Source organism: Hymenobacter monticola (genome assembly GCF_022811645.1).
GTDB classification, from domain to species: Bacteria; Bacteroidota; Bacteroidia; order Cytophagales; family Hymenobacteraceae; genus Hymenobacter; species Hymenobacter monticola.
The window spans coordinates 45,402-59,932 of sequence record NZ_CP094535.1 but is presented as its reverse complement, the minus strand read 5'-3'; the positions used below and the strand labels follow the sequence as shown (position 1 = coordinate 59,932).

8 protein-coding genes are annotated in these 14,531 nt (G+C 57.7%); 7 read left to right on the top strand and 1 reads right to left on the bottom strand.

Going from position 1 to position 14,531, the window contains the following annotated elements:
* Window positions 1-22: 22 nt before the first annotated feature.
* The 4 genes from MTP16_RS23655 to MTP16_RS23640 all read left to right on the top strand — a co-directional run bounded on the left by MTP16_RS23655 (window position 23) and on the right by MTP16_RS23640 (window position 8,281).
* Window positions 23-1,654 (top strand): glycoside hydrolase family 43 protein, encoded by a 1,632-nt coding sequence (locus tag MTP16_RS23655; protein ID WP_243520396.1) that lies wholly within the window; start codon window positions 23-25, stop codon window positions 1,652-1,654.
* Window positions 1,655-1,737: 83 nt separating this feature from the next.
* Window positions 1,738-2,670 carry an alpha/beta hydrolase gene (locus MTP16_RS23650; protein WP_243520394.1) on the top strand — a complete coding sequence of 311 codons (933 nt, stop codon included), beginning with the start codon at window positions 1,738-1,740 and terminating at the stop codon, window positions 2,668-2,670.
* Between the two features lie 105 nt (window positions 2,671-2,775).
* A complete protein-coding gene (locus MTP16_RS23645; protein ID WP_243520392.1) occupies window positions 2,776-6,102 on the top strand; it encodes a glycosyl hydrolase in 3,327 nt (1,108 codons plus the stop codon).
* Window positions 6,103-6,295: 193 nt separating this feature from the next.
* Complete coding sequence (locus tag MTP16_RS23640) at window positions 6,296-8,281, top strand: glycoside hydrolase family 3 protein (protein WP_243520453.1); 1,986 nt, start codon at window positions 6,296-6,298, stop codon at window positions 8,279-8,281.
* A gap of 289 nt (window positions 8,282-8,570) precedes the next feature.
* Here the strand turns inward: MTP16_RS23640 and MTP16_RS23635 are convergent, their stop codons facing one another.
* Entirely contained in the window at window positions 8,571-9,548 is a 978-nt protein-coding gene (locus tag MTP16_RS23635) for a site-specific integrase (RefSeq protein WP_243520390.1), read from the bottom strand.
* A 714-nt stretch (window positions 9,549-10,262) separates the two neighbouring features.
* On the opposite strand from MTP16_RS23635, the gene MTP16_RS23630 reads away from it, so the two are divergent.
* From MTP16_RS23630 to MTP16_RS23620, 3 genes are all read left to right on the top strand, one after another.
* Window positions 10,263-11,462 carry an ImmA/IrrE family metallo-endopeptidase gene (locus MTP16_RS23630; RefSeq protein WP_243520388.1) on the top strand — a complete coding sequence of 400 codons (1,200 nt, stop codon included), beginning with the start codon at window positions 10,263-10,265 and terminating at the stop codon, window positions 11,460-11,462.
* A gap of 5 nt (window positions 11,463-11,467) precedes the next feature.
* Window positions 11,468-11,962 carry a P63C domain-containing protein gene (locus MTP16_RS23625; RefSeq protein WP_243520386.1) on the top strand — a complete coding sequence of 165 codons (495 nt, stop codon included), beginning with the start codon at window positions 11,468-11,470 and terminating at the stop codon, window positions 11,960-11,962.
* Between the two features lie 310 nt (window positions 11,963-12,272).
* The gene (locus tag MTP16_RS23620) at window positions 12,273-14,486 is read left to right on the top strand and encodes an SPFH domain-containing protein (RefSeq protein WP_243520385.1); all 2,214 of its coding nucleotides are present in this window, start codon (window positions 12,273-12,275) and stop codon (window positions 14,484-14,486) included.
* The last annotated feature ends 45 nt before the right edge of the window (window positions 14,487-14,531 follow it).

Below are 14,531 nucleotides of genomic sequence, written 5' to 3'. Positions count from 1 at the left end.
CGTTACCTCAAATCAGCCGACCATGAAACTGCTCCGGGCCACGCTGCTCTTGCTGCTGATGAGGCTGGTGGCCACGGCGCAGCCCGCCGTCACCTACCACAACCCCGTGCTGCCCGGCTTCTACCCCGACCCCAGCGTGTGCCGGGTCGGGAATGATTTTTACTTGGTGACCAGCAGCTTCGAGTACTACCCCGGCGTGCCGATTTTCCATAGCACCGACCTGGTAAACTGGGAGCAAATTGGGCATGTGCTCAACCGCCCGTCGCAGCTGCCGCTGGCTAAGGCGGAGGCTTCGCTGGGCATTTTCGCGCCGACTATTCGCTACCACGACGGGATATTTTACGTGGTGAGCACCAACATCCTGGGCGGCTGGAATTTTCTGGTGACGGCGAAGAACCCGGCCGGGCCGTGGTCGGAGCCCGTCTGGATAAAAACCAACGCTGAAGGCGGCCCCTTTATCATCGACCCGTCGCTGTTTTTCGAAGACGACGGCAAGGCCTACCTCACCACCACGGGCCGCCAGAACGGCGTGCCCAGCATCCAACTGGCCGAAATTGACGTAAAAACCGGCCGGCTGCTGACCCAGCAAACCGGCATCTGGCCCGGCACTGGCGGCCGTTACCCCGAGGGCCCCCACCTCTACAAAAAAGACGGTTGGTACTACCTACTGATTGCGGAGGGCGGCACCGAATACGGCCACAAAGTCACCATCGCGCGCAGCAAGGTCATCACCGGCCCTTACGTCGGCAATCCCGCCAACCCCATCCTGACCCACGCCCAGGTGAGCGCCCAGGACAGCCCCGTGCAGGGCGTGGGCCACGCCGACCTAGTGCAGGCTCCCGACAACTCCTGGTGGCTGGTGGCGCTGGGGTTCCGCCCCATCGGGCCCCGCAGCAACCACCACATCCTAGGGCGCGAAACCTTCCTGGCCCCCGTCAGCTGGCCCGCCGGCGAGTGGCCGGTGGTGAACGGCAACGGCACGCTGGCCGAAAATATGACGGCGCCGACGCTGCCGCTGCATCCGTTTCCAGTCCTCGCCGTGCGTGACAACTTCGACGCCGGCCAGTTGGGTTTCGCCTGGAACTACTTGCGCAACCCCGCCCCCGTCGCCTACTCCCTGACCGAGAAAAAGGGCTTTCTGCGCTTGCTGGGCAACAATATTACGTTGGATAGCACCCTTGGCTCACCCACCTTCGTGGGCCGCCGGCAGCAGCACTACGATTTCACGGCCACCACGTCGCTGGATTTCACCCCGCGGCAAACCGGTCAGGAAGCGGGCCTCACCGTGCTGCTGAATAACCGCCATCACTACGAGGTTTTCATCCGGCAATCTGCCGGCCAGCGCCGGCTGGTGCTGGCCTACACGCTGGGCCGCCTGCGCCACCTCGAAAAGGAAGTGCTGCTGGCTCCCGGCCCGGTGCAACTGCGCGTGACGGGCACCCGGCGCACTTATGCCTTTTCCTATGCGCAGGGCCGCCAGGCTTTCAAGCCGCTGGGTACCGCCGACACCTACCTACTGAGCACCGAAACGGCGGGCGGCAACACGGGCGTGCTGCTGGGACTGTATGCCACGGCGGCGGGCGCGAAATCCACGCCGGCCGCGCTGTTCGACTGGTTTGATTATGCTCCCGCCAGCCCTGCGGCGGCCAAATAGCCGAGGCTCACCAACTCGTACGCTCGTCATGTTGAGCCCGAATATTTTCTTGATTAACAAGCAGATTCTGTTATAACCCACCCATGAAAAAACTCGCGTCAACCCTGCTGCTTTTCGGCACCATTGCGGCCCAGGCCCAGCAAGTTATTTCCCTATACCCTGGCAAAGCGCCAGGCTCCGAAAGCTGGACCTGGCAGGAGCAGGAGAACACCAAAAACCTGTTCAACACCCGCGTCATCTATAACGTGGCCACGCCCACGCTCACGGCTTACCTGCCCGCGGCTGGAATGGGCAACGGCACGGCGGCAGTGATTTGCCCCGGCGGCGCCTTTCACACACTGTCCATCGAGAGCGAGGGCATCGATGTGGCCAAGTGGCTGCAGGCGCGGGGCGTGGCGGCGTTCGTGCTGAAATACCGCCTAGTACATATGGATACCAGCGACCCGGTGAAGGAAACAATGGCGCTGATGGGCGACCGCAGGAAGCTCGACGCCATCAACGCGCCGGTGGTGCCGCTGGCCATTGCCGATGGCAAAAAGGCCATCGAGTACGTGCGCAGCCACGCCAAAGAGTTGGGCGTGCGGGCCGATAAGATTGGCATCATGGGCTTCTCGGCCGGCGGCACGGTGGCGGCGGGCGTGGGCTACAGCTACACCGCCGCCAACCGGCCCAATTTCCTGGCCCCGATATACGCCTACCTGGGGGCACTACCCGCCGCTGGCATACCCGCCGCCGTGCCCGCCGATGCGCCGCCTTTATTCGCTGCCGCCGCCAGCGACGACCAGCTGGGCATCGCGCCGCAGAGCGTGAAAGTTTACAGCGACTGGCTGGCGGCTGGCAAGCCCGCCGAGCTGCACGTGTACGCCAAAGGCGGCCACGGCTTCGGCATGCGCAAGCTCAACCTGCCCGTTGATGCCTGGATAGAGCGCTTCGGCGAGTGGCTCAAAATGGAGGGCTTTATGGGGGTGCCCGCCGCGCCGGCGCTGCCCACCTTCAAAGCCGAGGCCAAGCCGTAGCTCTCGCTGCTAAAAAATAGCCTGGGCTTGCTTTGATTACGCCCTACAACACCCGCCGGGTCGGCTTATGCCGGCTGCATTCCAATCTTTTGAACACCCAACCCCATGCTGAAATCTGCTGCCACCTTTTTTTGCCTGCTGCTGGCCGCCGGCGCCCGGGCCCAGGCACCAGCCGATTTACAGGCGGCGTTTCAGGCCCCGCCCCAGTCGGCCCTGCCCCGCGTGTGGTGGCACTGGATGCAGGGCAACATCACCAAAGCCGGCATCCGCCAGGATTTGCTGTGGATGCAGCGCACTGGTATTGGGGGCTTTCAGAACTTCGACGCCAACCTGGCCACGCCGCAGGTGGTGCCCAACCGGCTGGCCTACATGACGCCGGCGTGGAAAGAAGCCTTCCGCTACATGACCCGCCTCACCGATTCGCTGCACCTGGAAATGGGCGTGGCCGGCTCGCCCGGCTGGAGCGAGAGCGGCGGCCCCTGGGTGCAGCCGGCCGATGGCATGAAGAAGGTGGTGTGGACGGAAACGCGGGTGCAAGGCGGCACCACGCACGTGGTAGCCCCCAAGCCTTCGGGCGTGGCAGGGCCGTTTCAGAACATCCCGAAACAGCCCGAATTTGGTATGAGCGCCGAGCCCGGGCCGAGCTACTACCGGGATGTGGCCGTCGTCGCCTACAAGCTGCCCGAGGCCGACAAAACCTTGAGCGAACTGGGTGCCACCGTGACGGCCAGCGGCGGCCGGTTTCAGCTGGCGCAGCTTACGGATGGTGACCTGGGCACCACCGCGCTGCTGCCGCCCGACGTAGCCCACGGCTTTGCCTGGGTGCAGTTTGCGTTTCCGCGGCCCCAAACCATTCGGGCCATTACGATGGTGGGCGGCGGCAGCATGGGCAACTTCGGCATGGGCGGCGACGCGGCCGACGCCCGCGCCCTGGAAGCCAGCGACGACGGCGTGCATTTCAAGCCCGTGTGTCCGATTCCGCGGGGCGCGGTACTGCAGCAAACCATCGCCATACCGGAAACTACGGCCCGGTACTTCCGGGTGACGGTGAAAACCCCGCCGCCTATTATGGACATGGCGGCCGTATTCATGGGTACTAAACCTGCCCCGCCCAAGCCCTCGCCCGGCACCGAAATTGCCGAAATTGTGCTGCACCCGGTGGCCCGCGTTCATCGGTTCGAGGAAAAAGCCGCCTTTGCCCCGGCCAGCGGCCTGCGCCCGGAACCAACGCCGGCCGCGCCAAACGTCATTAATCCCGCCGACATCATCGACCTGACCGGCAAGCTGGACGCGGCGGGCACTCTGAACTGGACGGCCCCGCCCGGCACCTGGATGGTGGTGCGCGTGGGCTATTCCCTGACGGGCATCGTCAATCACCCGGCTACTCCGGAAGCTACGGGGCTGGAAGTAGACAAGCTCGACCCGGTGGCCGTCAAAAAGTACTTCACCACCTACCTCGATATGTACCAGGACGCTACCGGCGGCCTGATGGGCAGCAAAGGCGGCTTGCAGTACCTCGTGACGGATAGCTGGGAGGCCGGCGCCCAAAACTGGACGTCTAACTTGCCGCAGGAGTTTCAGAAGCGGCGGGGCTACGCACTGTTGCCCTGGTTACCGGTGCTCACCGGCCACGTGGTGAAGTCGGCTCAGGCCAGCGAACAATTCCTATTCGACTACCGCCTGACGCTGAGCGACCTGGTAGCCGCCTACCACTACGACGCCCTGACCGATATCCTGGCCGCCCGCGGCCTGAAGCGCTATACCGAATCGCACGAAGTGGGCCGGGCCCTGATTGCCGACGGCATGGAGGTGAAGCGTCGGGCGGCCGTGCCCATGTCGGCCATGTGGACGCCCAGCCCCATGGTGAACGGCGGCGACCAAACCGGCTACCAGGCCGACGACCGGGAATCGGCTTCTGTGGCGCACCTCTACGGCCAGAACCTGGCCGCCGCCGAGTCAATGACAGCCATGGGACTGGGCGGCTCGGCGTATTCCTACGCACCCGAAAACCTGAAGCCCACGGCCGACCTGGAGTTTGCCAGCGGCATCAACCGCATCATGATTCACTCGATGGTACATCAGCCCGTGGAGGACAGACTGCCCGGCCTGGGCCTGGGACCGTTCGGGCAGTGGTTCAACCGCCACGAAACCTGGGCCGAACAGGCCCGCGCCTGGACCACCTACCTGGCCCGCACATCTTACCTGTTGCAGCAGGGCCGGTTTGTGGCCGATGTTCTGTACTACTACGGCGAAGGCCAGAATATTACGGACCTGTTTGGCAAACGGCTGCCCCGCGTTCCGGAGGGCTACAACTACGATTTTCTTAATGCCGATGCCCTCGTCCACCTGTTATCGGTGAAAGACGGCAAGCTGGTGACGCCCAGCGGCATGAGTTACCGCGTGCTGGCCCTGGACAGCAGCGCTCGTCAGCTGTCGGTGCCCGTGCTGCGCAAGCTGCGCGAACTGGTGCGGGCCGGGGCCACGGTGGCTGGGGTGAAGCCCACGAGTACACCGAGCCTAGGCGACGACCCGCAGGAGTTTCAGCGGTTGGTAAGCGACATTTGGGGCGGTAAAAACCCCAACGTCAGCACTGGCAAATCCTTGGAAACGGTGCTGGCCGCCCTGCGGGTGGTGCCCGATTTTGCCTACAACAAGCCCCAGCCCACCACCAAGCTGCTGTACGTGCACCGCACCCTGCCCGACGGCGAGGTATACTGGGTAAACAGCCGCAACGAGGCCGCCCAAACCGTGGAAGCCATGTTCCGGGTAGCTGGCAAAGCGCCGCAGCTCTGGCACCCGGAAACCGGCAAAGTGGAAGCTGCTTCCTACACAATGGCCAACGGCCTGACCAAGGTGAAGCTGCCCCTGGCGCCCAACGATGCCGTGTTCGTGGTGTTTCAAAACGCTACCGCCAAACCGTCGTTCACGGTGCCCGTGGCGGCGGAGCAGAAGCTGGCCACGTTCGCCGAAGATTGGCAGGTGGCTTTCCAGCCCAACCGAGGCGCACCGTCCAGCGCGTCATTTGCCAAGCTGGCATCCTACACCGAACACAGCTCTGCGGGCATCAAATATTTCTCCGGTACGGCCACCTACACCAAAACCGTAACGGCCCCAGCCAGCTGGTTTGGCGGCCCCGGCCAGCTATGGCTCGACCTGGGCGAGGTGAAAAACCTGGCCGAAGTCATCGTCAATGGCCAGTCGCTGGGCGTGGTCTGGAAAAAGCCCTTCCGGGTCGATGTAACCAAGGCCTTCAAACCCGGCGCCAATCAGGTGGAAATCAAAGTGACCAACCTGTGGGTCAACCGCTTGATTGGCGATGCGCAGCCCGGCGTCACCGACAAGATTACTTACACCTCGCTGCCGTTTTACCAAGCCGATGCCCAGCTGCTGCCAGCGGGGCTGCTGGGGCCGGTGGTGCTGCTAAAGCAATAAACCATTCCGCACATTTTTGGTACGCAGCGCTTGATGTGCTGCCCCCACCTCTTCGCTGCTCCTGCCAATGAAATTTTCACTCCTTCGCCCCGTCCGTTTTTGCGCTGTTTATCGCTCGGTTGCTTCACAGCCAAAAAACCTGCTGACCACGCTATTGAGCATAGTGGCCCTGGCCTTTCTCGCCGCTTTCCAAATAGGGCAAGGCTCCTCAAAAGCCAATGCGAGGCAACCCGTTCTGGGTACTCGCTCCGCCAGAATTCTGGAGCTGTCCGGCCTTAAGTTCAAGGACTTGAATAAAAACGGAAAGCTAGACGCTTACGAGGATTGGCGGCTGGCGGCCCCGGCTCGCGCCGCCGACCTAGTGGCCCGTATGTCTGTGGCCGAAAAGGTGGGTTTCATGCTCATCAGCAGCACCCGCCTGCAAAACGACTGGTCTTTTGAGGCACCCAAATCTAAAGACCCCATTGGCAGCGGGTTTAACGAGGAAGACCTGGTGGCTACTACCAACATCTTTACGCATGCCCCCCTGCCCGTGCCAATGATGACTGCCGCTGGCACTACCAAGGCCGTGACCCAGTTTCATCTGCGCCATTTCATCCTGCGGGCCAACGCCAGCCCTCGCATTACAGCCGAATGGGCCAACCGTCTGCAGGCCCTCTGCGAAAGCAACGGCTTGGGTATTCCGGCCATCGTGGCTTCCAACCCCCGCAATCACATCACGCCCACCGCGGCCCCCGGCACGAGCGTGGGTACCACCGCCTTTTCGCAGTGGCCCGGCGAGCTGGGTCTCTCGGCCATGCGCGACCTGACGCTCACCCGCGAGTTTGCCGACATTGCCCGGCAGGAATGGGCGGCCACCGGCCTGCGCAAAGGCTACATGTACATGGCCGACCTGGCCACCGAGCCGCGCTGGCAGCGCATTGACGGCACCTTCGGCGAAGATGCCGCCTGGACCGGCAAGATGATTACAGCGCTACTGCTCGGGTTTCAGGGCCCGCAACTAAACGCCTCCTCGGTGGCCCTGACCATCAAGCATTTCCCGGGTGGTGGGGCAGGGCTGGGAGGGCAGGACCCGCATTTTGTCTGGGGGAAGAAGGAGGTATTTCCCGGCGGCCGGTTCGACAACAACTTGATTCCGTTTCGGGCGGCCATCAAGGCCGGCGCCTCGGCCATCATGCCTTACTACTCCATTCCGGCCGATACCAAATATGAGCCCATTGCCTACGGCTATAACAAAGGGGTAATTCACGACTTGCTACGCACCCAGCTCGGCTTTACGGGCATCATCAATTCCGATACCGGACCCATCGAAATGATGCCCTGGGGCGCTGAAAGCCTGTCTATCACGCAGCGCTACCACCAGGCCCTGAACGCGGGCGTGAACCTGTTTTCCGGTACCGCCGACCCCACGGAGCTGCTCAAAACGGTGCAAAATAACCCGGCCGACCTGCCGCTCATCAACGAGTCGGTGCGCCTGCTCCTGCTCGAAAAATTTGCACTCGGGCTGTTTGAAAATCCGTACGTGGACGAGGCCGCGGCCGAAAAAATTGTGAACAACCTCCGGTTTCAAGCACGGGCCGCGGTGGCCCTGCGCAAGTCCGTCGTGCTGCTGCGCAACGACGCCAAAATACTGCCCCTGAAAGCCCGGACGAAAGTGTACTTTGAAACCTACCAGAAAAAGTTTGGCCCGCCCGCTTCGGGGCCGGGCGAAGTGTACCGGCCCAGTCCCAATGCATACCCCGTAGAGTTTGTAGCTACCCCCGAAGAAGCGGACGTCATCTTGCTTTGGCTCAAGCCCACGGCCAAGCCCTTATTTGCCTCCGATGGTGCGCCCATTTTGCTGTCACTTTCCAAGAACACAGTAGAGGTTGCGTACGTCAACGCCTTGACCGCGAAAAAGCCCACCGTGCTGGTCCTCAACTACTCCAGCCCGTGGGTCATCGATGAGGTGTACAACGCCGGAACAAAAGGCCATTTTCCGGGCGTGCTAGCCACCTTCGGCACTACGCCCGATGCCTTGCTGGACGTGCTAACCGGAAGGTTTAACCCGAGTGGTAAAATGCCCTTCACTACCCCCATTTCCGAAGCCGCCGTGCAAAGCCAGCAAGAAGACGTGCCCGGCTACGATGAAGGCCCCGCGTATCCGCTGTTCAAGTACAACGAGGGGCTGAGCTACTGAGCCCTATTGGGCTTGCACTTGGCCTGAACCTTTGTTTGTAAATACAACCCTCATTCCGGCTAGATGTATAGTCCCAGGGAGTGCTCGTGTATTTTCCGGGTTTGAATTTTGCATATTCCTGCATAAAGGCCCAGTACTCTAAGGCAGCGCCCGCATAATGGCGGCGCCACAGCTCGCTATCCGCCCCCGCAAGAAAAGCCTACAAAGCTTAGCCTCGCGCTGCTGGGTTTTGCCGCTGTAGAAGTATCTCCCCACCACTCCTTATTATAAGGCGCACATTTGCCGAGCGCTATAAGCCAAGTTTTTGAGCGGCGTTGTGCTGGCGCACGTTGTCGAGGCGGGTGTAGCGGCGAATCATGTCGGTAGTCTTGTGCTTGGTCTGGTTCATCACCTCCGCGTCGTCGGCCCCGTTGAGTTTGGCGATGGTCACGAACGAGGCCCGCAGCGAGTGGGCCGTATAGGGCGCCCCGAGCCGGAGCTGTACAATCTCGTTCAAACTAAAGGTGCTCAGCCGGCGCCGGCTCAGGCGCTGGCCCTTATGGAAGGAGAGAAATAGGGGCCCGCTCGTGCGCCCGTGCTGTTCCAACACTACCAGCCAGTCCTTAACGGCCCGCACCGGGCAGCTGCGCCGGTCGGGGGCGAAGAAGATGGCCTTTTCTTCGGCTTCGCCTTTTTGATTGGTCTTGCTCTTGGGCAACTCCACCACCAGTCCATCGTCGTCGAAGCGCAGGTGGGCCAGGTCCAGGCTGGCCAGCTCGTCGCGCCGGAAGGCCCCGGCCAGGCCCAGCAGCAGCAGGGCCCGGTCGCGCACCCCGTCCAGCCGCTCGGTATCGATGCCCTGCAGCACACGCTTGAAGTAGGCGAGCGTGAAGGCCGGGGCCTGCTTTTGCCGGACGCCTTTCTCGCGGCTGATGCCTTCGAGCAGGGTCTTGAGCTGGCGGTCGTCGGTGGGCGTGGGCAAGCCGGCCAGTTGATGGGCCTTGCTCAGCGAGGCGCAGTGGCGCTGGATAGTGGCCACCTTTTTGCCGGACTCGGCCAGTGAAGTGACAAAGGCCGCGACGGTGAGCACGTCGGCCGGCAACGCGGCTCGGCCGTGCTCGCGGCACCAGGCAGTGAAGCGTTTCCAATCGCCGGCGTAAGCACGCTGGGTATTAGCTGCGCCTTCTTGGCCGGTCTGCACATACCGGGCGCCGGCCGCGGCGTACTCGCCAATGTTGCGGGCCGCGCCAACGGCAGTGGATTGGGGAACGAGCGGCAGGGTTTCCATAACGAGCGGGTGGGCTGACGGAGGGTTGGCGGAAAAGCGAAACGGATTCGGAAGCCCTAAATATAAGCAGAAATTACCCTCGATAAGTAAGGCTTATCGAGGGTAATCATTGAAATAATCAATGAAAAGTAAATTACTTCAACTTTATTGAAAAGGTCATATATAAAGCCCAATAAATACCGTTCGCTGTCCTAGGAACACCCAAAGCCTGACAAACTCTTTATATGATGACATGCTACCTATATAATAAGGAGTGTAGCAAACCAGGAAGTGCTATCACGAGCAGTTCGCGAATTACCTTGGTGCCACTTGCGAGGAATGCTGAGTAAAAGCCGGAGAACATCAAAGGACTTTTGTCTGCCGTCAAGCGATGCCGCTGACCGTGCTAGTGACCAACGACGTTCATATCCCCTTGTGGAACAGCCCAACCAATTGAACTACCGTGCCTAGCAATGCAAACCCATTCATCCAATGCGAGCGCTTTGCGTCTTTTCCTTTGGCCTAAATACATGTGTGTGGATAATGGCTTGGCAGAAGGAATTCTGGTAGCCTTTCAAATAGCAGGCAATGTTCACCATATCAAAGAACCGCTCCCATGTATTCTGTAAAAAAACTTGATGCAACCGTGCATTTTTTTTGTAAAATCCTTGCTGAAACAATTTAATGGCATATATTTGCCAACGCAACGGTACATTTATTCGTTGTGACTAACATATGATAGATAAGTTCAGCGACATAGACGCTCTGCTCAACGGGCTCATGAAGCCGGACAAGCAGACGCTTCAGGCGCTTTTCGACAAAAAGCTCCTGGAATTGGATATGGCCCTCACCAACGCGTGCAAAATCATCGATATCCAGCCCCGTACGCTAAAGGGAATCTTGAGTGGTACTCAGAAACTAGTGGACATTACCAACCTTGCCAAGTTGGCTAGCTTCTTACAGCTATCGAAGGAACAGGTAGTAAAATTGTACTTGGATGCAGTAGAAGAGCACTTTCCTACCGACACCATTACCCCCGACAGAATCAGTTTTATTAAGGAGAACTTTGACCTAGCGGTGTTGCGAAAAGCTGGCCTACTCGATAACATTACCGATTTTGCGCATATCGAGAAGCGACTTACTGCCCGATTGGGCCTGAAATCCATATTCGAGTACCGCAAACCGAACGTGGACATTGCCTTTAGTTCGGGAAACTTCAAAACGGAAAACAATCTTACCCGCGCTTATTGGGTCAACGCAGCCACGGTTGCGTTCAAGGAAATCGGCAATCCCTATCCGTACAGTCGTGACGAGCTCATAAAGCTTGTTCCCCAGTTGCGCTGGTACACCACCAACGTGGACCTAGGGTTGGTCGACGTGGTGAAGCAACTGTACAAAGTCGGCATTACCGTAATCTTTCAGCAATCGCTGCAAACCCTTCAATTGCGGGGCGCGACATTCAGCGTCAATGGCAAGCCGTGCATTGCGCTCACCAACTACGTTGGCTTCTATCCCACTGTATGGTTTGCCCTGGTTCATGAATTGTACCACGTGTTATTCGATTGGGAAGAAATCAAGGCCAATAAATACCACCTGACGGACGATTCCAACGAACAATTATCCGTGAGGGAACGAGAAAAGGAAGCCGATGATTTTGCGCGCGGCTATTTATTTTCAAAAGAGAAAACAGACCAAGTGCGTCGTTTCATCAACGATGCAGAATACGTCGCCGAGTTTGCCGCGGAGAACCACGTCCACCCGAGCTTCCCCTATGTTTTCACAGCACGGGACTCCGACAGTCGCTCGGCTTGGGCACTGGCGCGGGCAAATTCACCAGATGTGAATCGAGCGGTCGGACTCATTGATATGACTTGCCACGGGACGGAAATGGTTGAGGAAAAGATTCAGAAAGTTAAATTCAAAGTGTACGCATAGCAGTCATGAAGAAAGCTAAAAAGACGAACGCCCCCGCAGAAACAGATAACCTTGCTTCTCCAGGCTTGCTATTTGAGAACCTCCGCAACGTTGAAATAAGCCATGAGGAGAAGCTGGAGCGCTCGTTGCTTTCTGGCTTGCTACTGCAACAAACCGACACTCTTAACCGGCAACGGCTGGAGCTGAAAAAGCAACGGGACCACGAAGCCATTGAACTGCTGGGCGGCAGCACTACTTCACTAGGCACCCTCAAAGCGCTGATTGCCGCGAAACGCCAACCTTATGAACCCCGATTTCCTCGTTCAATTCCTTTCTTCTCAGAAATTTACCGTCTGAATGGTTGGCACCATTTGGACCCAGCGTACTACATCAAGCCCGATGAAGTAGGCATTTGGATTAATGAGCTGATTTACAATCGCTTTTCGCAGGAGGTGTTGTCAACCCTGCGTATGTTCAATCCAAAAAGAACCGGCGGTGGCCGGCTGTATAAACACTTTTAATTTCTCAACGCTGATGGTCAGGCCGAACTAGAGCAATACCGAGACGAAGCGATTACTCTCATGCAAACCTGCTCCACTTGGTATGAGTTTCGTGCAAAACTTTTTGCCGTACACGGCGTGCCCTATCAGGTAGACATGTTCGCTCGATAACTTAATGGAGCAAACTTGTTCTCGGCGAAATCAGCTTTTGAGAATCTGATAAAGGTTGCTTATTGTCAACTGCTACAATTTCCAGTGACTGCTGCGCCTTCCTTTCCGCAGCTACTCATGTATCGTTTTTCACTGCGTCAGATTGTCTGAGTAAAGCGCAGTGCTGCTGTTTATTTTCAGGGCCGGTTTGGTAAACACGCGGGCGTGGGGCCATTATCAAATCGCCTATAGTTATTTTGTAATGATAGAACGTTTACAAGCTGAAAGCAACCAAGTTGTCGCTACTGACATGGCTAAATTTAACCTGTTCCGCTTGAGCTGCATGCTTGATGACATGGATGGGGCAAAATTTAATAAAGTGTTGGTGTCCGTGGTCTGTGACTACATCTACCAACGCAGTAACGAACGCACTTTGCTGAGCCAATGCTTGGACTACGTGGTGCGTGAACTAGGTATAGCTACAACCGGGCAGCACCTTAAGAATGTGTTGTCCAAGGTAGAATATGTGCGCACCGAGTCGTTAAAGAATGATGTGCTGTTGTCGTTGGAAGTAGGCTTGTACGATAACTTGTGCCACACTTCAGACGCAAACTCTATCGAGCATCACGCCCGCCGTTTTCTGCGGCAGGAAACGTTGCCTGAAAACTTGGCTGAAGTTCTGGTAGAGATGATTCACCAGTCAATTTATGAAAACATCCAAGGCCTCGCGGGAAACAATGTAAAGGCGCTGCTGGCCGAAGAAATAAAAGGCAAGTTTCCGGTTGAAACCATCAAAGTATTCAACCGATTTCTCGAATATGAAAACCGGGCCAAAGACAACGCTATCTTCCGACTCTTTTACAAGGCGTTGGAGTTTGCAATCGTCACCTCTGGTAAGGGTGTAAAGGATTTTACCGCCAACCTATTTAAAGGCAAAGTATACCTGCTCGATACCAACGTCATTTTTCGCCTCATGGGAATTGACGGGGTGCAAGAGCAGGCTAACATGGAGGAGTTGGTGACGGCCTGTCTGCACCAAGGCGTAGAATTTCGTTACACCGCCCAAACATACGAGGAGTTGAGGCGCAAACGGGAACAGGCTGTAGCTATGTTGAAACGTTTCAACAATCAAGCCTCTCAGCTCGTGGAAGACACCCTCATAGGCGGGGACGTAGCCATTCAGGAAGGGTTTGCGAACCAGTACTATCGCTACAAAAAAGTTGGCGTGGTAGCCACTCCCGAGCAGTACGAACTGAAGCTCATGGCCGATTTTCGTCGATTTGAAGACCTTTATAAGCTTCGGGCGGTGAGCCGCGATGTGCAAGTGACCAAACGGGATGTAGAGGCACTGAGCCAGGACCTGTTTGAGGGAAAAAAAGCTCGCCGGGTTCTGCGCTATACTGGCAGCGCGGCACAGGTTGATGCCTACAATATTTTGTATGTGAAGGGAGCTCGCGCCTTCAATAACACCAGTTTTTCGGACGTCAAGTGCTTCTACTTGAGCACTGACCGGATGCTGGCCGAGATTTTAAAAGCCGAAGCCAACGAACAGGGTGTTAGCGAAGTGCTATTTCCAGCCCAGGCATTTCTGCTCCATGCTTCGTTATCGGCCAACTTCAAAGAGGCGGATTACATTACGTTTACCAAATTTCTGAAAAAGAGCGTAGTTGGACAAGAATTTACCGGGGTAGAGGTAGTGCGCTATGTCAATCAGGTCAGCAGCTTTACCAAGGACCCGAAGGCTATTTCCACCCTACTCAAGGCATACTCGGACAAGCGATATACGAGCGCTCGCAGTTATGACTCTGAGTTGACGCTGCCTACTTTCAGCGAATTTGCTCGCACCGAGTTTGAAACCCAACTGGACCTTGCACACCAAAAGGCGGAAGAAGCCGAGCAGGAACGGGTTCAGCAGGTCGCGCTTAGCGAGCAGGCTCGGCAGGAGCAGGAGTTACACAACCAACAGCAACTCGCGGCGGCGGCCCACGAGCGCCAAGTGGCCGCTACCGAACGCGACGTCGCGACCGAAACCCTGCAATCAGCAATTCTGACGAGCACTCACCGTCATTTGCGCAACAGCCTACGTACTGCGCGCTTGGTCGAGGCAAGTTTGGGGATGGCCTGCGCGGCGGGCGGGGTATTAATAAAAGACCGGGTGCATACTGGTGTCCTGCTAGCAGGCATCGTCATTGTAATTGGCTTAAAGCTCATTGATTTGTTCTTTTCAGCTAAAATGGGACTGATGAAGCGCTTCTGGCAATGGCTGTTCCTGACCAAAGTGCATCGGTCAGATATGTACCATTCCGTGGCCACACGTACGCAGTACGAGCAAACGGCAACAACTGAATTTAACCGGTTTGCTTCTAATAACTTGTGGTCAGTTAAGTTGGAATAGAATCCCATCCGCGTAGTTTACCTATAGCGGGTAAATGAACTTGGA

Coding starts and splice junctions, on each gene's coding strand:
- MTP16_RS23650 (WP_243520394.1), top strand. CDS start 1,738: ATGAAAAAACTCGCGTCAACCCTGCTGCTTTTCGGCACCATTGCGGCC.
- MTP16_RS23655 (WP_243520396.1), top strand. CDS start 23: ATGAAACTGCTCCGGGCCACGCTGCTCTTGCTGCTGATGAGGCTGGTG.
- MTP16_RS23630 (WP_243520388.1), top strand. CDS start 10,263: ATGATAGATAAGTTCAGCGACATAGACGCTCTGCTCAACGGGCTCATG.
- MTP16_RS23645 (WP_243520392.1), top strand. CDS start 2,776: ATGCTGAAATCTGCTGCCACCTTTTTTTGCCTGCTGCTGGCCGCCGGC.
- MTP16_RS23635 (WP_243520390.1), bottom strand. CDS start 9,548: ATGGAAACCCTGCCGCTCGTTCCCCAATCCACTGCCGTTGGCGCGGCC.
- MTP16_RS23625 (WP_243520386.1), top strand. CDS start 11,468: ATGAAGAAAGCTAAAAAGACGAACGCCCCCGCAGAAACAGATAACCTT.